The sequence below is a fragment of the Pseudomonas sp. S3_A03 genome, assembly GCF_054668275.1.
Map to the genome: position 1 here is coordinate 5,458,272 of NZ_CP162753.1, position 19,190 is coordinate 5,477,461.

Below are 19,190 nucleotides of genomic sequence, written 5' to 3' on the forward strand. Positions count from 1 at the left end.
ATGACTTCCCAGCGTACCCGTGAGCGTTTGATCCAGCGCCTGTACGAAGAAGGCCTGTCCAACGCCCAGGTGCTGGAAGTGATCCGCCGCACGCCGCGCCATCTTTTCGTCGATGAGGCCTTGGCCCATCGCGCCTATGAAGACACGGCGTTACCCATCGGCCATAACCAGACCATCTCCCAGCCCTACATGGTTGCGCGCATGAGCGAGCTGCTGTTGGCGGCGGGGCCGCTGGATAAGGTGCTGGAGATCGGCACCGGCTCCGGCTATCAGACCGCGGTACTGTCGCAGTTGGTGGAGCGGGTGTTCTCGGTGGAGCGCATCAAGGTGTTGCAGGATCGCGCCAAGGAGCGTCTGGTTGAGCTCAACCTGCGCAACGTGGTGTTCCGCTGGGGCGATGGCTGGGAAGGCTGGCCGGCGCTGGCGCCATACAACGGCATCATCGTCACCGCCGTGGCCACCGACGTACCGCAGGCGTTGCTCGACCAGTTGGCCCCCGGTGGGCGCCTGGTCATCCCGGTGGGCTCCGGTGAAGTGCAACAATTGATGCTTATTGTGCGTGAAGAAGAGGGGTTCTCTCGGCACGTGCTGGGGGCCGTGCGCTTTGTTCCGTTGCTCAACGGCCCGCTGGCCTGATCAATTTTTGCCGACAGTGAATTCTGCTGGTGTGGATGTGTCTTACAGCGGGGTCTATCAAGTCAACATGATGGGCGCAGCGATTCAACACGCTGGATGATTCGTTTCAGTCGTGTGCCGGTAAAACTTCAATGCCCAGTTATACTTGCGACATATTTCAAGCCTGATACAGGCATACATGTTCAGCCACCACAAAGGGAGCGGCGGGTGAGTCTCACAGGTCTTGCGCAGCGTATGGGTAAAACAAGTTTTCAGCGACTGGTGCTTGGCCTTGTCTTCGGTTCCTTGTTGGTAGGCTGTTCCAGCTCGCCAAGCAGTGGCGCGCGGGTCGTCGATCGTAATAATGCCGCCCCACAAAAGCCGACGGTCACCACCGGCCAGTACGTGGTGCGCAAGGGCGATACATTGTTCTCGATCGCCTTTCGTTACGGTTGGGACTACAAGGCGCTTGCAGCCCGTAACAACATTCCTGTGCCCTACACGATTCATCCGGGTCAGACGATTCGCTTTGACGGCCGCACCGGCTCAACGCCCACGGCAGTTGTGACAAACACCGGATCTTCGCCGTCGTCTTCGAGCAAAACCACCGTCTTTACAAGGCCTGCCGGCACGGTTGCGGCGACGCCTGCAAGCAAGCCGGCACCCGCGCCGCTGCCACCTGCGGGGCCTGCGCCGACCGGTTGGGGATGGCCCTCAAATGGAGTGTTGATTGGAAAATTCTCTTCAAACGGTAGTTTGAATAAAGGCATTGATATCGCCGGGGATTTGGGACAGCCTGTTTTAGCTGCGTCTGATGGGACAGTGGTGTACGCCGGGAGTGGTTTGCGGGGCTACGGCGAGCTGGTCATCATCAAACACAGCGATACCTACGTCAGTGCCTACGGTCATAACCGCAGGCTTTTGGTTCGGGAGGGGCAACAGGTCAAAGTCGGACAGACAATTGCCGAAATGGGGTCAACTGGTACGGACCGGGTGAAACTGCACTTTGAGATTCGCCGTCAAGGGAAGCCTGTAGATCCGCTGCAATTCCTACCCCGTCGTTGATGTGTTGCACAGCCTGTTCCTTACGTAGAAGGAACAGGCTCCAGCGTTGCCAAGGATAAAGGCGTCGCTTGAGCTTGAGGTCGAACTCACCAAAGGACTATAACAATGGCTCTCAGTAAAGAAGCGCCGGAGTTTGACATCGACGATGAGGTTCTCCTTATGGAGACCGGTATCGCTATGGAATCGATGTCGAATGAGGGACCTGTAACACCTTCAGTTCGCACCAAATCCAAGAACTCCACCGCGTTAAAGCAACATAAGTACATTGATTACACACGGGCGCTCGACGCGACCCAGTTGTACCTCAATGAAATCGGCTTTTCCCCTCTGCTCACTCCCGAAGAAGAAGTCCATTTTGCGCGTTTATCGCAAAAGGGTGATCCGGCTGGGCGCAAACGCATGATTGAAAGCAACCTGCGCCTGGTGGTGAAAATCGCCCGACGCTACGTCAATCGTGGGTTGTCCCTGTTGGACCTGATCGAGGAGGGCAACCTGGGCCTGATCCGGGCGGTGGAGAAGTTCGACCCTGAGCGGGGCTTTCGCTTTTCAACCTATGCCACTTGGTGGATTCGCCAGACCATCGAACGGGCGATCATGAATCAGACCCGTACCATTCGGTTGCCGATCCATGTGGTCAAAGAGCTGAACGTCTACCTGCGGGCAGCGCGTGAGCTGACTCAAAAACTCGATCATGAACCCTCGCCCGAAGAAATTGCCAACCTGCTGGAAAAACCGGTGGGTGAGGTCAAGCGCATGCTCGGTCTGAACGAGCGCGTGTCTTCGGTCGATGTCTCGCTGGGTCCGGACTCGGACAAAACCCTGCTGGACACCCTGACGGATGATCGCCCTACGGATCCTTGCGAACTGTTGCAGGACGATGATCTGTCGCAAAGCATTGACCAGTGGTTGTCTGAGCTTACGGACAAGCAGCGCGAGGTGGTGATTCGCCGCTTCGGCCTGCGTGGCCATGAGAGCAGTACCCTGGAGGACGTAGGCCTGGAGATCGGCCTGACCCGTGAGCGGGTGCGGCAGATCCAGGTCGAAGGGCTCAAGCGCTTGCGTGAGATCCTGGAGAAGAACGGCTTGTCGAGTGAGTCGTTGTTTCAATAACGACGCAGCCTGAAAGCTTGAATGTGAGAGGGGGCTTGCTCCCGATTGTTGAGTGACAGTCAATGGATGCATTGACTGATTCACCGCTATCGGGAGCAAGCCCCCTCTCACATTTTTTATGCCTGGCGTTTGTTCGGGTATTTCAAAAAAATCCAGGCATAAAAAAACCCCGCTTTTAAGGGCGGGGTCTTTTCGACTAAGTCAGTACAAGTTAGATAACTTGAACTTCTTCAGCTTGCATGCCTTTCTGACCGCGGGTAGCGATGAAAGAAACCTGTTGGCCTTCTTTCAGGCTTTTGAAGCCGTCGGATTGGATAGCTTTGAAGTGAACGAACAGGTCGTCACCGGATTGTGGAGTGATGAAGCCGAAGCCTTTTTCATCGTTGAACCACTTAACGGTACCAGTTTGGCGATTAGACATGGTGTAACTCCTTGAACAAAGTTAACTGCGACTCAGGAAAAGCCCTGGCCGAGACTGAGTGCAAAGAGCAGGAAAAATTCTTGGAGATGGTTGGATCGAAATTCAACATATCGTGTAGAGATTCTCAGTGACACAAGCAACACAGTGACGCCACCTTAACCGTTTTTCCGGAACGTGCCAATGGTATTTCCGAAGGTTTCTCTAATTTCGTGACTGGCGGTGGTATTTACGGTCGCCGGGCACCGTCGTCCGGGTACCGGCCCCCGCGGGCTGCGGCCTATGCCGGGCAGGGCATTCATCAAGAAAACCCCCACGGCCTTTGAACCCCAACGTCTGCCCCGGTAAGATGCCACACAGAATTTTTCCACCTCGCTATTCAGGACACCCGCCATGAGCATCAAATCGGACAAGTGGATTCGCCGCATGGCGCAAGAGCACGGCATGATCGAGCCGTTTGTCGAGCGCCAGATTCGTGGCGAAGGCGACGAGCGTGTGATTTCGTACGGGGTTTCCAGCTACGGCTACGATGTGCGTTGCGCCGATGAATTCAAGGTGTTCACCAATATCAATTCGGCGATCGTCGATCCGAAAAACTTCGACGAAAAGAGCTTCGTCGACGTCAAGAGTGACGTGTGCATCATCCCGCCAAACTCTTTCGCCCTGGCGCGCACTGTGGAGTTCTTCCGTATTCCCCGCGACGTGCTGACCATTTGCCTGGGCAAAAGCACCTACGCGCGCTGCGGCATCATCGTTAACGTGACACCGCTTGAGCCCGAGTGGGAAGGTCATGTAACCCTGGAGTTCTCCAACACCACCACGCTGCCGGCGAAGATCTACGCCAATGAAGGCGTGGCTCAGATGCTGTTCCTGCAGTCCGATGAGGCTTGTGAAGTGTCCTACAAAGACCGTGCCGGCAAGTATCAGGGCCAGCGCGGCGTCACCTTGCCGCGCGCTTGATCGAAAGGTCCTACGCACAAAGGGAATTAGTCTGCAGAAAGTGACTCTATTGGGTGTACTGCCTCGGCGCGTGTAAAGCGCGCCGAGCCACGCTTGAGGAGTGCCTTATGAAAATCAACCCGCGAATCAGCGCAGAACTTGCCCGGCTTGAACCCAACCAGATTGGTGTTCTGGCCTGGTCCCTGATGGCCGACCCCACTTATGCGGGCGGCATCCCCGGCCAACCCGAGCCGGATTACCCGCAGCCTGCCGAACCTGGTGAGCCGACCCTTCCGGACGAGCCGCCACCCGCGCCTGTTGCCTGATACCTGGATGGCCAGTGGGGGCTTTCAGTGTACTGGCCAGACCTGCTGGTCGCCGATCACGAAAATTCGGTGATCATCGTCCTGCTCCACCGCGTATCCGCCGGTAAACGCTCCAAACGCCGGCAGCAAACTGACCCGCGTACCCAACTGAAAGCACGGCAGGCGCAAACGTTGGTGCCCCTTGCCGCGCAGGCGATACGCCGGATGCGCATGCCCCGCCAGCACATGATGGCTGGCATGGGCGTGCGGTTCGTGTTGCAGGGCGAAAGGGCCGAGCAGCAGCGGCTCGGCCACCACCTCGATCCTCAAGCCGGCAGGTGGATCGCCCGCGCGTTTATCGTGATTGCCGCGGATCAGGGTCATGGGCAGGTCGCGATGGCGCGCCCGCCAGGCATCGAGCGCGCCCAGGGTGCCGCTGGCATGGGAGCCGGGGCCGTGCAGAAAGTCACCCAGAAAGATCAGCTGTTGGCAGGGATAAGTCGCCAGCAGCCGGTCCAATCGCCGCAAATTCTCGGTGGTAGTGCCTTGCGGTACCGGTTGCCCCAGGCTGCGATAGGCAGACGCCTTGCCGAAATGCGCATCGGCGATCAGCAGGCATTGGCGCGCAGGCCAATACACCGCCTTATCCGCCAGCAGCCAAAGTTCTTCACCCTCAAGCGTCACTGAGCAATGCATCAACGTTTCCCGTTATCCGCGACTTTCTCCAGGTCCTTGACCATCCGCGCGATGCGCTCCGACAGCTTTTCCGAACTCATGCTCTCGCGCATCCGCTCCACCAACAGCGGGAAGGCCAGCGGCGTAGCGCGCTCGATGACGTGTAAGTCCAGTTTCAGCGCAGACAGACGAGATAAGGTCTCTTCCAGCCGACGAATGTCCAACTCATCACGTAGGACTTCTTCTCCAGCTTGGGCCAGCAACAGGTTCTGCGGGTCATATTGCTTGAACACTTCAAAGAACAAACCGCTGGACGCCTGCACTTGCCGGGTACTTTTCGGCGCGCCCGGGTAGCCAGCAAATACCAGCCCGGCAATCCGCGCGATTTCGCGAAAGCGGCGCAAGGCCAGTTCCCCGGCATTCAGGCTGGCCGCCACGTCCGCGAGCAAGTTTTTCGGGCTCAGCAGCGCGTTGTTCAACACAACCGGCCACTCCACCGCCGTGGCACTCAACAGCTCCAGGCCGTAATCGTTGACCGCAATGGAGAAGGTCACCGGTTGCACCTGGCCGACCCGCCACGCCAGCAGGCTTGCCAGCCCCACGTGCACTTGCCGCCCGGCGAACGGGTAGAGGAACAGGTGCCACCCCTCCCGCGATGTCAACGCTTCGGCCAGCAGATGCTCGCGTGTGGGCAAGCCCGACCAGCGCAACTGCGTTTGCAACAAGGGTTGCACCGCTTGCATCTCCGGGCCTTCGAAATGCCCGCGCGCCGCCGCTTCGAAGCGCTCCACCACGGCTTGGGCCAGTTCGTTGGAAAGCGGCATCCGCCCGCCATTCCAGCGCGGCACGGCGGCTTTCTTGACGGTGCTGCGGCGCACATAGGCGGTCATGTTTTCCACGCGCACCAGTTCCAACAAGCGCCCGGCGAACAGGAAGCCATCACCGGGCTTGAGCCGCGCGATAAAACCTTCTTCGACGCTACCCAGGTTCTTGCCGCCGCCGCCTTTGCTCCAGAACTTCAACTGGATGCTCGCATCGCTGACAATGGTGCCGACGCTCATGCGATGGCGCCGCGCCAGTCGTGCGTCGGGGACGCGCCACACGCCGTGCTCATCGGGTTCCACGCGGCGGTAATCCGGATAAGCCGTCAGCGACAGGCCGCCATGGCGCACAAACCCCAGGGCCCAGGCCCAATCGGCGTCGGTGAGGTCGCGATAAGCCCAGGCACCGCGCACTTCCTCCAGCAGCGCATCCGGCGTAAAACCACCCCCCAGCGCCATGCTGACCAAGTGCTGTACGAGCACATCCAGCGGCTTGTAGGGTGATTCGCGGGCTTCGATGCGTCGCGCGGCAATCGCGTCCTGGGCTGCCGCCGCTTCCACCAATTCCAGGCTGTGTGTGGGCACCAGCGTCACCCGTGACGGCCGCCCCGGTGCATGGCCGGAGCGCCCCGCGCGTTGCATCAGGCGCGCCACGCCTTTGGCTGAACCGATCTGCAACACCCGCTCCACCGGCAGAAAATCCACCCCCAAATCCAGGCTGGATGTGCATACCACGGCTTTGAGTTGCCCGTCTTTCAAGGCCCGCTCCACCCAGTCACGGGTTTCCCGCGAGAGCGAACCATGGTGCAGGGCAATCACGCCGGCCCAATCCGGCCGCGCCTCCAATAGCGCCTGGTACCAGATTTCCGACTGTGCCCGGGTATTGGTAAACACCAGGCAACTGCGGCTCCCGTCCACCTGCGCCACGACTTGCGGCAGCATCTTCAAGCCGATATGCCCAGCCCAGGGAAAACGCTCGGCAATCGGTGGCAATAAGGTGTCGACTGTCAGCTGTTTGGCCGTTTGCCCCTGCACATTGACCCCACCGCCCTGTGGGACTAAGACCTCTAGCGCGTGGGCCTGGTTACCCAGGGTCGCCGAGATCCCCCATACCATCAACCCCGGATGCCAACGTCGCAACCGCGCCAATGCCAATTGCAACTGCACGCCACGCTTGTTGCCGATCAATTCATGCCATTCATCCACGACGACCATGCGCAGGTGCGCCAGGCTCACCTCGCTGTCGGCGCGGGCCAGCATCAGCGTGAGGCTTTCGGGCGTGGTGACCAGTGCGCTCGGCTGGCGACGCGTCTGACGGGCGCGCTCGCTGCTGCTGGTGTCACCTGTGCGCAGGCCGACGCTCCAGGGAATCTGCAAGGCTTCAAGCGGCGCTTGCAGGGCGCGCGCGGTGTCGGCCGCCAGCGCACGCATGGGCGTGATCCACAACACCGTCAGCGGTTCGGCGGTTGGTTTGCGTTTACCGGCAACGGGCACGCGGGTGATGGCCAAGCGATTGAGTGCGGCGAACCACAGCGCATAGGTTTTGCCGGCGCCGGTGCTGGCATGCAGTAACCCGGACTGGCCGTGCTTGACCGCCGCCCACACGTCTTTTTGAAAGGCGAACGGCTTCCAGCCTTTGGCGGCAAACCATTGCTTGGCGAAGTCGGTGGGTTTTGCCATACGGCGGCTGACATTCCGAAGGGTCTATTGCCACAGACCCTCCAGGCACCGCAAAGGTTTACTTCAAATTGCCACTCAGAAATTGTTGCAGGCGTTCGCTTTTCGGATTACCCAACACGTCTTCCGGCGCCCCTTGCTCCTCCACCAGGCCCTTGTGCAGGAACAGCACCTGGCTCGACACCTTGCGCGCAAAGCTCATCTCGTGGGTGACCATGATCATGGTGCGACCCTCTTCGGCCAGGCCCTGGATCACCTTCAGCACTTCACCCACCAGTTCCGGGTCCAGCGCGGAGGTCGGTTCGTCGAACAGCATGACCTCGGGCTCCATCGCCAATGCACGAGCAATGGCCACCCGTTGCTGCTGGCCGCCGGAGAGAAACGCCGGGTATTGATCGGCCACTCGCGCCGGCAGGCCGACTTTGTCGAGGTAACGACGGGCACGGTCTTCGGCGTCCTTCTTGTTGCAGCCCAGCACCCGGCGCGGGGCCATGATGATGTTTTCCAGCACGCTCATGTGACTCCACAGGTTGAAGTGCTGGAATACCATCGCCAGTCGCGTGCGCAGGCGCTGCAGCTCGGCTTCGTCGGCCACGCGCATGCCGTGGCGGTCGCTGACCATGCGGATCTGCTGGCCGTCCAGCGTCATGGCGCCGTCATTGGGGGTTTCCAAAAAGTTGATGCAGCGTAAAAAGGTACTCTTGCCCGATCCGCTGGCGCCGATCAGGCTGATCACGTCACCGGTCTTGGCCTTGAGCGAGACACCTTTGAGCACCTCATTGTCGCCATAGCTTTTATGCAGGCCTTCAACGGTCAATTTGTACATGGGGCGTGCATCCTCAAGGCGAAAGTAGATAGCCGCTACGGTAAGCCTGGGTCCCGGCGACATGGCCGATGACCATTCCGGCAGTGGCCATGCGGCGTAGCGAACGGGCGTAAAGCAGGCCTGCGTCTCCGGCAGTGCACGGGCGTTACGCGGTCGGTAATGGGGTCGATGATTTCGGCGATCAGTTGCCCGGCCTCCAGGTATTCACCGGGCAGGGCGCTGAACACCAGCAAGCCGCCCACCGGCGTGGCCACCGGCTCGACGCCGGCCAGCGGGGTGGCCGGGTAGGGCAGCGCGGGCAGTGGCGCCGGGTCGCCGGTAATGGCGCCGAAGTGGATCAGGTAGTCGATGATCGCCTGGCAATCGAGGCGGGCCAGGCCGTGGTTCACATCGCCCTGGCCGCGCAGTTCGACGGTCACCGAAAAGCTGCCCATGGGAATCGGGAAGCGCTCGCCGAAGCGTTGTTGCAACTGCCACCACACCAGGGTGAAACATTCGTCGAAGGACTGCCCACCGGAATCGGTGGCCAGCAAGTTGGCCTCCGAGCCGATATAGCGCGCCAACGGCTCCACCTGCGGCCAGGCTTCGGGGGTGGTGTACAGGTGGGCCACGGCTTCGAAGTCGCAATGCAGGTCCAGCACCATGTCGGCCTCGCAGGCCAGGCGTTGCAACACCAAGCGCTGGGACTGCAATTGGGTCGCGGCGTGTTGCTCGGCCAGGGCGGTGCTCAATGCCGCGCGGATCAGCCGGGCATTGTGTTGCGCATCATCGCCGAGCAATGCCTCGACCCGATCGCCGACGGCTTCGCCGAGGTCGACAAACAGGCGGTTGAAGTTCTGCCCGCTTTCCAGCTCGTAGCGGCCCAGCGGCGTGTCCATCAGCACCTGTTCCAGGCCCGCCGGGTTGGCGATGGGCACCAGTACGATCTCGCTCGACAATCGCCCGGCCGCTTCCAGCTCGGCCAGGCGCACCTTCAAGTGCCAGGCCACCAACATGCCCGGCAACTCATCGGCATGCAGCGATGACTGGATATAAACCTTGCCTTCGGCCTGGGCAGGGCCGAAGTGGAAGCTGTGAATCTGCCGCGCGGTACCTGGCACCGGCGCGATCAGTTCATGCACCTGATGACGCATAGGATCTCCTTAGTGGCTCGGCCCGAGGAAGGCCAGCCAGCGCCGCTCCGCCAGCCGAAACAGGCCGACCAGGGCGAAGGTCACGGCCAGGTAGATCAGCGCCGCGATGCCGAACGATTGAAAGGTCATGAAGGTGGCCGAGTTGGCGTCCCGCGCGACTTTGAGAATGTCCGGGATCGTCGCGGTAAACGCCACGGTGGTCGAATGCAGCATCAGGATCACTTCGTTACTGTAGTAAGGCAACGAGCGGCGCAGGGCCGAGGGCATGATCACGTAGGCGTACAGCTTCCAGCCGCTAAGGCCGTAGGCTTTGGCCGCCTCGACTTCGCCGTGGGCCATGCTGCGGATCGCCCCGGCGAAAATCTCCGTGGTATAGGCGCAGGTGTTGAGGGCGAACGCCAGGATCGTGCAGTTCATCGCATCGCGAAAGAACGCATCCAGCACCGGTTGGGCGCGCACGGCGGCGATGCTGTAGATGCCGGTGTAGCAAATCAGCAGCTGTATATAGAGGGGCGTGCCGCGAAACAGGTAGGTATAGAACTGCACCGGCCAACGCACCAGCCGCTTGTGCGACACGCGGGCAATGGACAACGGGATCGACACCAGAAAGCCGATCACCAGCGCGGCGCTGAGCAACCACAGGGTCATGGCCAGGCCGGTGATGTGTTGGCCGTCGCTATAAAGGAACGGGCGCCAGTATTCCTGCAAGAGTTCGATCATCGCACGGCCTCCCGGGCGCCCGCGGAGTAGCGGCGTTCAAGACGGCGCAAGACAAAGTTGGAGGCGCTGGTGATCAGCAAGTAGATCAGCGCGGCGAGGACCAGGAAATAGAACAGCTGATAGGTGCTTTTGCCCGCGTCCTGGGCGGCTTTGACCAGGTCGGCCAGGCCGATGATCGACACCAGCGCGGTGGCCTTGAGCATCACCATCCAGTTATTGCCGATGCCGGGCAGGGCAAAGCGCATCATCTGTGGGAAGGTCACATAGCGAAACCGCTGGCCGCGCTTGAGGCCATACGCGGTGGCGGCTTCCAACTGACCACGGGGGACGGCCAGGATCGCGCCGCGAAACGTCTCGGTGAAATAGGCACCATAGATGAAGCCCAGGGTGATGACCCCGGCGCTGAATGGGTCGATCTCGATGTATTCCCATTCCATAAAGTCGGTAAGACCGGTGAGCCAGGTTTGCAGGCTGTAGAAAATCAGCAGCATCAGGACCAGGTCGGGCACCCCGCGAATCAGCGTGGTGTAGAGCTGGGCGGGAATGCGCAGGAAGGGCAGGCTGGACAGTTTGGCGCTGGCGCCGAGCAGGCCCAGCAATACGCTGACGGCCAGGGACAGCACCGACAACTTAAGGGTCATCCAGGTGCCTTGCAGCAACAGCGGGCCGAAACCCTTCAAGCTGAACGCGCTCAGCCCGAGGGTTTGCAACAGATCTTCGAACATAAATCAGGACCTATGGCGATAAAAAAGCGCCCCTCCAGAGGAGGGGCGCCCCGGGCATTACTTGCCGCTGTACAGGTTCAGATCGCCAAAGTGTTTCTTCTGGATAGTGGCGTAGGTGCCATCATCGTGTAACGCTTTGATACCTTTATCCAAAAGCGCCTTGAGTTCAGTGTTACCTTTTTTGATACCGACTGCGGTTTTCGATGGCAGCAGCGGGTCGTCAATGGCCGCACTCACTTCGTAGCCGGCACCGGCTGGCGACTTCAAAAAACCCAGTTCGGCTTGCAGCATGTCCTGCACGGACGCGTCGAGGCGGCCGGACGTCAGGTCAGCGTAAACCTGGTCCTGGTTGGCGTAGGCCTTGGTGGTCACACCGGCCTTGTCCAGCACAGCCTTGGCGTAGGCTTCCTGAATGGTGCCTTGCTCATAGCCCACGGATTTGCCCTTGAGCGATTCAGGGGTGGAGTAACCCGCGCCTTTCTTGAACACCAGCGACGTGGGGCCGGAGAACAGTTCATTGGAGAAGTCGATGGCCTTTTCGCGCGCCGGGGTCACGGTCATGGACGAAATCACACCGTCAAACTTGTTGGCTTTCAGGCCCGGAATCATGCCGTCGAAGTCACTTTCGACCCACTTGCACTTCACTTTCAGCTCAGCGCAGATGGCATTGCCCAGGTCGATATCGAAGCCCACCAGGCTGCCGTCGGCGGCTTTGGATTCAAACGGCGCGTAGGACGGATCGACACCAAAACGCAATTCCTTGTATTCCTTGGCCAAGGCGGAACCTGCGGCCATGCACAGTGCCAGTGCAGAAAGGGTCAGCAATGCTTTTTTCATTATGTAATCCCTGGAAACCAAGATAAGCGCTTGTGGCGCGTGTAGGACTGTTACTGAACGGTGTCAGACGGATCACTGGTAGCAATTTCTGCACCATAGTTCCGGATTTGTTTCCGAATACTCGTTTTAAAAGGTAGGACTAGGAAGTTTGGAGTGTAGGAGGTGCCCGAAAATGGGCATTGAAAATTGAGTGCACTTTTTCGGGGCGTGTGGGAGGGGGCTCCCACCAGGGTTCTGCGTCAGGCCAATAGGTCTTGTAGGGTGGCCAAATTATCCGCCTCATCCACGGCCTTATCCTGGCGCCAGCGCAGCATCCTCGGAAAGCGCACCGCAATCCCGCTTTTGTGGCGCTTGGACAAGGCAATACCTTCAAACCCCAGCTCAAACACCATGCTCGGCGTCACGCTGCTGACCGGGCCGAATTTTTCCACCGTGGTTTTGCGCACAATGGCGTCGACCTTGCGCATTTCTTCGTCGGTCAGCCCGCTATACGCCTTGGCGAACGGCACCAGGCTGCGCTCGCTGCCGGGCGGGCCGTCCCACACGGCGAAGGTGTAGTCGCTGTATAAACTGGCGCGCCGACCATGCCCGCGTTGGGCGTAGATCAACACCGCATCGACGCTGAACGGGTCGACTTTCCACTTCCACCACAAGCCCATGTCCTTAGTGCGGCCCACGCCGTAAAGGCCGTTGCGGTCCTTGAGCATCATGCCTTCCACGCCAAGGCTGCGCGAGGCTTCGCGTTGCTGGGCCAGTTCCTCCCAGGTCGCGCCCGTCAATACAGGCGAGGGCTGCAAGACGGGCTGGTTGCACTGGGCAATCACCTGTTCCAGTCGGGCGCGACGTTCGGCTTGGGGCTGGTTGCGCCAGTCGCAGCCCTGATACTCCAGCAGGTCGTAGGCGAGCACCGCGACCGGCGCCTCTTCGAGGACTTTTTGCTCAGGGTTTTGCGGCCGATACGCTGCTGCAACAGTGCAAAGGGTTGCACCGAGTCCTTCCACACCACGATTTCGCCGTCGATCACCGTGCCATCGGGCAAGCCACTCACCAGGCTGTGGAGTTCGGGGAAGCGTTCGGTTACCAGCTCCTCGCCCCGCGACCAGACCCACAACCGGCCTTCGCGCTTGACCAATTGCGCGCGGATGCCATCCCACTTCCATTCCACCTGCCAGTCGGCGGGTGAGCCGAGCAGCGCCTCAAACTGCTCCACCGGTTGCGATAGGGCATGGGCGAGAAAAAACGGATAAGGCTGCCCACCGCGTTGCGCATGTTCGTCAGACGATTCGGCGGCGATCAGCTTGAGGTAACCCTCAGGCGTGGGCCGGTTGGACAGGTCGGTGTAGCCGACCAAACGCTGGGCCACGCGCTTGCTGTCCAGCTCGGCCAAGGCGGCGAGGGCGCGGGTGACCAACAGTTTGGACACGCCGACGCGAAAGCTGCCGGTGATCAATTTGATGCACACCATCAGGCTGGGTTGATCCAGTTGTGCCCACAAAGTCGGCAAACGTGCGGCCAGGTCCTGGGGAGACAGGCCGCGCAAGGGTAGGAGTTTTTCTTCCAGCCACACGGCCAGGCCGTCTTCTGAGGTGTAGGTCGATTCTGGCAGCAGCAGGGAAATTGTCTCGGCCAAATCCCCCACCGCTTGGTAGCTTTCCTCGAACAACCACGGCTCGATGCCCGAGGCTTCGCTGGCCATGTCGCGCAGCAGGCGTGTCGGTACCAATTGCCGGGGGCGCCCGCCCGCCAGGAAGTACACGGCCCATGCAGCATCTTGCGCGGGGGCTTGCCGCAGGTAAGCCTGCAACGCCGCGAGCTTGGCGTTACTGGACGTGGTGGCGTCGAGGTTGGCGTACAGTTCGGCGAAGGCCTTCATGCGCTGGCTTCCTCTTCGTCATCGCCGTATTCAGTGCTGAACCCCTGGGCGTCCAGGCCTTTTTCCCGCAGGTGCCGCACCAATACGCCTACAGAACCGTGGGTGACCATCACCCGCTCTGCGCCGGTTTGTTCGATAGCCCACAACAGGCCCGGCCAATCGGCGTGATCGGACAGCACAAAGCCACGGTCCACGCCACGCCGCCGCCGTGTGCCCCGCAGGCGCATCCAGCCGCTGGCGAACGCATCACTGTAATCGCCGAAGCGGCGTATCCAACTGCTGCCGCCGGCGGAGGGCGGGGCAATGATCAGGGCTTGGCGCAGCAAGGGGTCGGTCTTTTTGAAATCACCGGCATAGAGGGTTTCGGGGATATAGACGCCGGCCTCGCGGTACACCCGGTTCAAGGGTTCGACCGCGCCGTGGCTGAGGATCGGGCCGATGCCGGCATCGATGCCGTGCAGGATGCGCTGCGCCTTGCCGAAGGAATAGCAGAACAGCACGCTGGCCTTGCCGGCCGCGATGTTCGCCTGCCACCAGTCATTGATCCCGGCGAAGATCTGCGCCTGGGGCTGCCAGCGGTAGATCGGCAGGCCAAAGGTCGACTCGGTGATAAAGGTGTGGCAACGCACCGGTTCGAAAGGCGCGCAGGTGCCATCGGGTTCGACCTTGTAGTCGCCGGACGCGACCCAGACTTCGCCCTGGTATTCCAGGCGCACCTGCGCCGAGCCGAGTACATGCCCGGCGGGGTGGAAACTCAGGGTGACGCCGTGATGCAGCAGTTTTTCACCGTAGGCCAGGGTTTGCAGGTTGATGTCCTGGCCCAGACGTGAGCGCAGGATGCCTTCGCCGGGGGCCGCCGCCAGGTAATGCTCGTTGCCGGTACGGGCGTGATCGCCGTGGGCGTGGGTGATGACCGCGCGTTCCACCGGGCGCCAGGGGTCGATGTAGACATCTGCGGCGGGGCAATAGAGGCCTTCGGGGCGGGCGATGACGAGGTCCATGGGGTGACCGGGGAGGTGGGCTTGTTACTTATGAGATGAGGCCGGACACGGAAGTTCTATCTGAATGCATGGGATCCCAATGTGGGAGGGGGCAAGCCCCCTCCCACATTGGGTGGCTGTTATTTCCCCGGTGTCAGGGTCAACCGCGCCTTCCCATACACCTTCTCAAAGTTCTGCGGCTGCATCGGGAAGCTCAGGTATTGCGCCTTGAGCGAGGGGTCGATGCCGTTGGCATAGTTGGGGCTGGCCGGGTTGCCCGATTGGCCGATGCCGCCCTGGCCCATCATCGGTTCCGCCTGGCCGAAGTCGACGATCATGCGCAGCGCCGGCACTTGGGTGGTGTTGAAGTCCTGGCCCCAGCTATACGGCGCGGGGTTCAGGGTGTTGTGGTCGCCACCGGACGCCAGCGGGCCACGAATGATCTGGCCGGCGGCATTCTTCCAGGTGGTGCTGTGGAGTTTGCCCCACTGCCAGGCCTTGTGATCGGCGCCCAGTTGGCTGTCGCCGGCGGTGATCGCGGTGGCCAGGCTGCGGGCGAGGATCGCCGGTTTGTCTTCTTTGGTGGCGGTGCGCACGTCATCCCAGAACGGGCTGTCTTCACGGCCCAGCAGGTGGTCGGCCTGAGCGGCATAGGACAGGTTGGCGTTGCTCACGAAGGCTTTCCAACTGGCGCTGTTTTCCGGGCCGAGTTCGTCGAGGAAGATCTGCCGGGTGCTTTCCTGCAGGAACAATTCGTACAGCGCGGCGTCGGCGGATGTCGAGGCAAGGCGGCCGTCGAACGCCATCAGGCGATTCAACGCTTCGCGTGCCTTGGCCTGTTCGACCACCGGCAATGCGTCGATTGCCTGCTTCAACGGCAGGGCCATGCCCGGTGCCTGGAATATGGTCTTGAGCTTGGCGGCGAAGGTGGTGGTCTGGTCGTATTGCATGGCGATCAGGCTGCGGTTGTCATGCTTGCCGGCATTGGCCAGTTGCGCCAGGCGCTCGCTGCGCTCCGGCGCGTCCCACGAGTTGGACAATTGCATGCCATAGCCGCGCGGCGCGGTGCGCTGGTTGGCGGTGCCGATCCAGCCCTGGGCCGGGTCCTGGTCATAGGGGTGCAACATCGCGTCGGCGTATCCGTCCCAGTCAAAACGCGTGTCCCAACCAGGGGAGGGCAGCAGGCCTTCACCTTCGCGGCGGTTAGGGAAGCGGCCGGTGACCTGCCAACCAATATTGGTGGCATCGGCAAACACCATGTTCAAGGCGATGGCGCGGATTTCCCGGGTGGCATCCGAAGCCTTGGCGACGTTTTGCGCGCGAGACAGGTCGAAGAACGCATCCAGGCTCTTGTCATCTTTGAAGTCGGCGGTTTGCAGGGCCAGGCCCAGGCCGCTGGTCAGGGCCTGGCTGCTGTTGAGCAGGGCGCCATGACGGGTTTCGTACACCACTTCGCGAATCGAGCGCTGGCCTTTGATAAAGAAGGTTTCGTTACGCACGCCGGCCGGCAGCCATTTACCGTTGTTCTCGTAGTACAGCGCATTGCCCTGGCGCTTGACCTTCTCCAGGAACAGGTCCTGGGTGTCGCCCTTGACCGTGCTCATGCTCCACGCCACTTTGCCGTTGAACCCGGACAGCAGGGTCGGCAGGCCGGCAATCGAGGCGCCAACGGCCTGGTATTTCGGTGCGCGGATCTGTACGTAGTTCCACGGCGACGGGGCCTGTGGCTGCGCGGCGAGGTCGCCGGCCAACAGGCTTTTGCCGCTACGGCTGCGTTGCGGGCCGATCGCCCAGTTGCTCGAGGTGGTGACCGCCAGCGAATTGAGGCTGCCCAGTTGCTGGCTGACCGTGTCCAACCCGGCCAAGCCGGTGATCTGGCTGAGGTTCACGCCTTTGAGTTTGTCGGCTTCGGCCAGGGGGATCGGTTCATCCGGTGCGCTGGGGGTGAGCCAGGCCAGTTTGTCGACCCCGACTTTTTGCGCCAGCACCAGGGAGGCCAGCTCTTCGCGCAGGTTGGCCGACTCGCTGAAATTGAGCAGGCAGAACAACAGCGCCGAATCTTCCGGCTTCCAGTACTCGGGCTTGTAGCCGGTCTGGGCCAGGTCTGGCGGCAGCTTGTCGCGATAGCGGAACAGGTAGGCGTTGACGCCTCGGGCATACACTTCGAAGAAGCGCTTGAGGCGCGGCGAAGAGGCGCTGTACAGCTCGCCGGCGCTTTTTTTCAGGTTGACCGCCCGCATGAAGCGGTCGATATCTAGCACCTCGGCCCCGGACATTTCCGCCAGACGGCCCTGGGCCAGCAGGCGCAAGGTGACCATTTGGGTGATGCGGTCACTGGCGTGCACATAACCGAGGCTGAACAGCGCGTCGTGGAAGGTGTTGCTTTCGATCAGCGGCATGCCCTGGGCATTGCGGCGCACCGACACATTCTGTGCCAGACCTTTGATCGGCTGCACGCCGGTAACCGGCGGCAGGGTGTCCTGGGTGCTCTGGAGCTGGCAACCGGCCAGGCTTAAAGCACTGGCCACTGCCGCGGCTACGCCGAACCGGGGAAGAAAATGTGAGAGGGCTGGCGAGGCCATGGCAAAGCTCCTGCGGGGGTAGCGTCAGTAAAGGCGCTACGTTAGTGAGCGCGGTGAAACGACGCAAGCGGGAGTTGTGGCCGGGCGTGAAATCTTGGGATTTGCGCAAATTAATGTGGGAGGGAGCACGCCTCTCCCACATCAGGCATCAGGATTATCTGTGTGGCTTACGCGCCATGGCACTTCTTGAACTTCTTTTCGCTGCCGCATGGGCAAGGATCGTTGCGGCCAACATCCTTCAGGGCGTTGCGCACCGGTTCTTGGTGGGCGTGGCCGCAGTTCGGGCCGTGGACATGACCATGGTCGTGATCATGGTGATCGTGATCGTGGTTGCAGTCAGGACCGTGGACATGGGGTTGCTGAGTCATCGATGTTGCTCCGGAATAAAATCGCCGGGGATTATCTCGCCATTGTGGGCCACCTGCACGTCATAACCGATGAATAATCCGGTTTTCAGCTCGCCTTCCAGACGATAAGGCACGGGTTTGCGGGGTTTTTTCAGCATCTGCACCACATCCCGTATCTGCGGCCAGAGGTTGGTGCGCACCGATACCTTGAAAAACCCATGGCCGCGAGGAGGCACGGTGAGCCATTCGTTGGACTCGCCTTCGGTGAGCACAAAGTCGTCCAGGGTCACTTTGTAGATCAGGCCACGCACGGTCAGGTCGGCGTCGTCGCGATTGTCTATGCGAAAGTACAGCTTGAATTTCTGCTCCAGCAGCTTGGCCCGCACCACTTCGACCTTGACCAGGGAGACATGGGGCGGCGGCGAATCGTCTTCGAACCACGACGTACACCCGGTCAGGCCGAACGTTAACGCCAGCATCAAGCTGTAGATCCGGAGCATGGCGTGGGTCCTTGGGGGTCAGAGATAGCTGGAGCAGCACTTCTTGAATTTTTGCCCGCTGCCGCACAGGCACGCATCGTTGCGTCCGGTTTTCACGTCCACCGTCGGGTCGATGAAGTACCAGCGCCCGTCATTCTGTACGAAAGACGACTGCTCGCGGTGACTATGTTCGCCGCTGCTGTCATGCCAGCGTGCGGTAAAGGTCACGAAGGCATGTTCCGGCTGGCCGCCGAATACCTCGGAGCTTTCCACTTCAAGGCCGAGCCAGGTGCTTTGCGCGCTCCAGGCGCCGATGGCGTCACGGTCGAGGCCGGCCTGTTGCGCGGGCAACGTAGTGGCAACCAGATAGTCCACCAGGCCCAGCACATAGGCGCTGTAGCGCGAACGCATCAGTGCGCTGGCGCAGGGCGCGGGATGGCCGGCGTGATAATGGCCGCAGCAGGCGTCCAGCAGGTTGCCACTGCCGCAGGGGCAAATGGATGTACTCATTGGGTTACCACCAATACTTGCCAAAGTTTTCCGGGTTGGCCCAGAACCGCGCGTTAAGCCAGTCCGGCACCTGTTTATAGTCAAGCAGATCATAGGTAAACAGCGTCAACACCTGTTCATCACGCTGGAAGCGTTCGCCGGCCTCCAGGGCCAGTGAGAAGAAGTCGGTGTCCTTCCAGTCGCAGGCCGCCAGGTCTACCAGCACCGCAATGCGGCTGGCATTGAGGTTGCGAATACCGCCGAGCAAGGTCAGGCCTTGCGGTTTTGACAGGTGCTCCAGGCAGTCGACCACCAGCGCCAGGTCAAAACGCTGCGCGGCCAACTCCGCAGGCAGCGCCCCGGGCCCGGCGACGGACACCTGCGTCTCGGGATGCGCTTCTATGAACGCATCCAGCGCCGGAAACCGGCTGGCGCCCAACAATAACAGGCGTTTTGGCTGGTGCAGATCCAGCAAGGCGGCCAGCGCCTGCTGGGGTGTACGGGCAGAAATACCAGCGGTCATCACAGATCCTCACATCAGAACCCTAGAGACTAGCGCGGCTGAGCGTGTGGG

Annotated in this window: 18 protein-coding genes and 2 pseudogenes; 5 read left to right on the plus strand and 15 right to left on the minus strand. The window is 61.0% G+C overall.

The annotated features are described in order from the left end of the window. From AB4O25_RS25115 to rpoS, 3 genes are all read left to right on the plus strand, one after another. A complete protein-coding gene (locus AB4O25_RS25115) occupies nt 1-636 on the plus strand; it encodes a protein-L-isoaspartate(D-aspartate) O-methyltransferase (RefSeq protein WP_169865481.1) in 636 nt (211 codons plus the stop codon). 207 nt (nt 637-843) lie between these two features. Then, nucleotides 844-1,680 carry a peptidoglycan DD-metalloendopeptidase family protein gene (locus AB4O25_RS25120; RefSeq protein WP_017529673.1) on the plus strand — a complete coding sequence of 279 codons (837 nt, stop codon included), beginning with the start codon at nt 844-846 and terminating at the stop codon, nt 1,678-1,680. A gap of 105 nt (nt 1,681-1,785) precedes the next feature. Further along, nucleotides 1,786-2,790 (plus strand): RNA polymerase sigma factor RpoS, encoded by a 1,005-nt coding sequence (gene rpoS, locus AB4O25_RS25125; RefSeq protein WP_460150112.1) that lies wholly within the window; start codon nt 1,786-1,788, stop codon nt 2,788-2,790. 211 nt (nt 2,791-3,001) lie between these two features. Here rpoS and AB4O25_RS25130 read toward each other — a convergent pair whose 3' ends face one another. Continuing rightward, a complete protein-coding gene (locus AB4O25_RS25130) occupies nt 3,002-3,211 on the minus strand; it encodes a cold-shock protein (protein ID WP_002554837.1) in 210 nt (69 codons plus the stop codon). 390 nt (nt 3,212-3,601) lie between these two features. Between AB4O25_RS25130 and dcd the strand changes: the two genes are divergently transcribed. Both dcd and AB4O25_RS25140 read left to right on the plus strand, forming a co-directional pair. Then, a complete protein-coding gene (dcd, locus tag AB4O25_RS25135) occupies nt 3,602-4,168 on the plus strand; it encodes a dCTP deaminase (RefSeq protein ID WP_003189215.1) in 567 nt (188 codons plus the stop codon). A gap of 107 nt (nt 4,169-4,275) precedes the next feature. After that, complete coding sequence (locus tag AB4O25_RS25140) at nt 4,276-4,473, plus strand: hypothetical protein (protein WP_017529671.1); 198 nt, start codon at nt 4,276-4,278, stop codon at nt 4,471-4,473. Between the two features lie 24 nt (nt 4,474-4,497). On the opposite strand, the gene pdeM is transcribed toward AB4O25_RS25140, so the two are convergent. From pdeM to AB4O25_RS25210, 14 genes and pseudogenes are all read right to left on the minus strand, one after another. After that, nucleotides 4,498-5,148 (minus strand): ligase-associated DNA damage response endonuclease PdeM, encoded by a 651-nt coding sequence (gene pdeM / locus AB4O25_RS25145; RefSeq protein WP_460150113.1) that lies wholly within the window; start codon nt 5,146-5,148, stop codon nt 4,498-4,500. Further along, nucleotides 5,148-7,628 carry a ligase-associated DNA damage response DEXH box helicase gene (locus tag AB4O25_RS25150; RefSeq protein WP_460150114.1) on the minus strand — a complete coding sequence of 827 codons (2,481 nt, stop codon included), beginning with the start codon at nt 7,626-7,628 and terminating at the stop codon, nt 5,148-5,150. The genes pdeM and AB4O25_RS25150 overlap by 1 nt, the downstream gene beginning before the upstream one ends. 58 nt (nt 7,629-7,686) lie before the next feature. Next, nucleotides 7,687-8,451 carry an ABC transporter ATP-binding protein gene (locus tag AB4O25_RS25155; protein ID WP_460150115.1) on the minus strand — a complete coding sequence of 255 codons (765 nt, stop codon included), beginning with the start codon at nt 8,449-8,451 and terminating at the stop codon, nt 7,687-7,689. Nucleotides 8,452-8,464: 13 nt separating this feature from the next. Beyond that, a pseudogene (locus AB4O25_RS25160) lies at nt 8,465-9,584 on the minus strand (succinylglutamate desuccinylase/aspartoacylase family protein). A gap of 9 nt (nt 9,585-9,593) precedes the next feature. Further along, nucleotides 9,594-10,304: an ABC transporter permease gene (locus AB4O25_RS25165; RefSeq protein ID WP_017529666.1), complete on the minus strand. Its 711-nt coding sequence runs from the start codon at nt 10,302-10,304 to the stop codon at nt 9,594-9,596. After that, nucleotides 10,301-11,029: an ABC transporter permease gene (locus tag AB4O25_RS25170; protein WP_003172331.1), complete on the minus strand. Its 729-nt coding sequence runs from the start codon at nt 11,027-11,029 to the stop codon at nt 10,301-10,303. Before AB4O25_RS25170 ends, AB4O25_RS25165 begins: the two co-directional genes overlap by 4 nt. Before the next feature lie 57 nt (nt 11,030-11,086). Next, on the minus strand, nt 11,087-11,866 hold the full coding sequence (locus AB4O25_RS25175; protein WP_460150116.1) for a transporter substrate-binding domain-containing protein: 780 nt from the start codon (nt 11,864-11,866) through the stop codon (nt 11,087-11,089). Nucleotides 11,867-12,105: 239 nt separating this feature from the next. Next, nucleotides 12,106-13,739 (minus strand): annotated as a pseudogene (locus AB4O25_RS25180) (ATP-dependent DNA ligase). Next, nucleotides 13,736-14,740, minus strand: coding sequence for a ligase-associated DNA damage response exonuclease (locus tag AB4O25_RS25185; RefSeq protein WP_065877149.1), 1,005 nt, complete (start codon nt 14,738-14,740; stop codon nt 13,736-13,738). The pseudogene AB4O25_RS25180 and the gene AB4O25_RS25185 overlap by 4 nt, the downstream one beginning before the upstream one ends. A gap of 119 nt (nt 14,741-14,859) precedes the next feature. Beyond that, a complete protein-coding gene (locus tag AB4O25_RS25190; protein WP_460150117.1) occupies nt 14,860-17,301 on the minus strand; it encodes a penicillin acylase family protein in 2,442 nt (813 codons plus the stop codon). Nucleotides 17,302-17,468: 167 nt separating this feature from the next. Further along, nucleotides 17,469-17,669 carry an SEC-C metal-binding domain-containing protein gene (locus tag AB4O25_RS25195; protein WP_003189235.1) on the minus strand — a complete coding sequence of 67 codons (201 nt, stop codon included), beginning with the start codon at nt 17,667-17,669 and terminating at the stop codon, nt 17,469-17,471. Then, entirely contained in the window at nt 17,666-18,148 is a 483-nt protein-coding gene (locus AB4O25_RS25200; protein ID WP_460150118.1) for an LEA/WHy family protein, read from the minus strand. The genes AB4O25_RS25195 and AB4O25_RS25200 overlap by 4 nt, the downstream gene beginning before the upstream one ends. Before the next feature lie 18 nt (nt 18,149-18,166). After that, nucleotides 18,167-18,637: a YchJ family protein gene (locus tag AB4O25_RS25205; RefSeq protein ID WP_017529660.1), complete on the minus strand. Its 471-nt coding sequence runs from the start codon at nt 18,635-18,637 to the stop codon at nt 18,167-18,169. 4 nt (nt 18,638-18,641) lie between these two features. After that, nucleotides 18,642-19,139: a DUF6231 family protein gene (locus AB4O25_RS25210; protein WP_065877145.1), complete on the minus strand. Its 498-nt coding sequence runs from the start codon at nt 19,137-19,139 to the stop codon at nt 18,642-18,644. Nucleotides 19,140-19,190 lie beyond the last annotated feature (51 nt).

What these genes read in the sequence shown, in the direction of transcription:
- AB4O25_RS25115 (WP_169865481.1), top strand. Translation starts at nt 1, where the DNA reads ATGACTTCCCAGCGTACCCGTGAGCGTTTGATCCAGCGCCTGTACGAA.
- rpoS (WP_460150112.1), top strand. Translation starts at nt 1,786, where the DNA reads ATGGCTCTCAGTAAAGAAGCGCCGGAGTTTGACATCGACGATGAGGTT.
- AB4O25_RS25130 (WP_002554837.1), bottom strand. Translation starts at nt 3,211, where the DNA reads ATGTCTAATCGCCAAACTGGTACCGTTAAGTGGTTCAACGATGAAAAA.
- dcd (WP_003189215.1), top strand. Translation starts at nt 3,602, where the DNA reads ATGAGCATCAAATCGGACAAGTGGATTCGCCGCATGGCGCAAGAGCAC.
- AB4O25_RS25140 (WP_017529671.1), top strand. Translation starts at nt 4,276, where the DNA reads ATGAAAATCAACCCGCGAATCAGCGCAGAACTTGCCCGGCTTGAACCC.
- pdeM (WP_460150113.1), bottom strand. Translation starts at nt 5,148, where the DNA reads ATGCATTGCTCAGTGACGCTTGAGGGTGAAGAACTTTGGCTGCTGGCG.
- AB4O25_RS25150 (WP_460150114.1), bottom strand. Translation starts at nt 7,628, where the DNA reads ATGGCAAAACCCACCGACTTCGCCAAGCAATGGTTTGCCGCCAAAGGC.
- AB4O25_RS25155 (WP_460150115.1), bottom strand. Translation starts at nt 8,451, where the DNA reads ATGTACAAATTGACCGTTGAAGGCCTGCATAAAAGCTATGGCGACAAT.
- AB4O25_RS25165 (WP_017529666.1), bottom strand. Translation starts at nt 10,304, where the DNA reads ATGATCGAACTCTTGCAGGAATACTGGCGCCCGTTCCTTTATAGCGAC.
- AB4O25_RS25170 (WP_003172331.1), bottom strand. Translation starts at nt 11,029, where the DNA reads ATGTTCGAAGATCTGTTGCAAACCCTCGGGCTGAGCGCGTTCAGCTTG.
- AB4O25_RS25175 (WP_460150116.1), bottom strand. Translation starts at nt 11,866, where the DNA reads ATGAAAAAAGCATTGCTGACCCTTTCTGCACTGGCACTGTGCATGGCC.
- AB4O25_RS25185 (WP_065877149.1), bottom strand. Translation starts at nt 14,740, where the DNA reads ATGGACCTCGTCATCGCCCGCCCCGAAGGCCTCTATTGCCCCGCCGCA.
- AB4O25_RS25190 (WP_460150117.1), bottom strand. Translation starts at nt 17,301, where the DNA reads ATGGCCTCGCCAGCCCTCTCACATTTTCTTCCCCGGTTCGGCGTAGCC.
- AB4O25_RS25195 (WP_003189235.1), bottom strand. Translation starts at nt 17,669, where the DNA reads ATGACTCAGCAACCCCATGTCCACGGTCCTGACTGCAACCACGATCAC.
- AB4O25_RS25200 (WP_460150118.1), bottom strand. Translation starts at nt 18,148, where the DNA reads ATGCTCCGGATCTACAGCTTGATGCTGGCGTTAACGTTCGGCCTGACC.
- AB4O25_RS25205 (WP_017529660.1), bottom strand. Translation starts at nt 18,637, where the DNA reads ATGAGTACATCCATTTGCCCCTGCGGCAGTGGCAACCTGCTGGACGCC.
- AB4O25_RS25210 (WP_065877145.1), bottom strand. Translation starts at nt 19,139, where the DNA reads ATGACCGCTGGTATTTCTGCCCGTACACCCCAGCAGGCGCTGGCCGCC.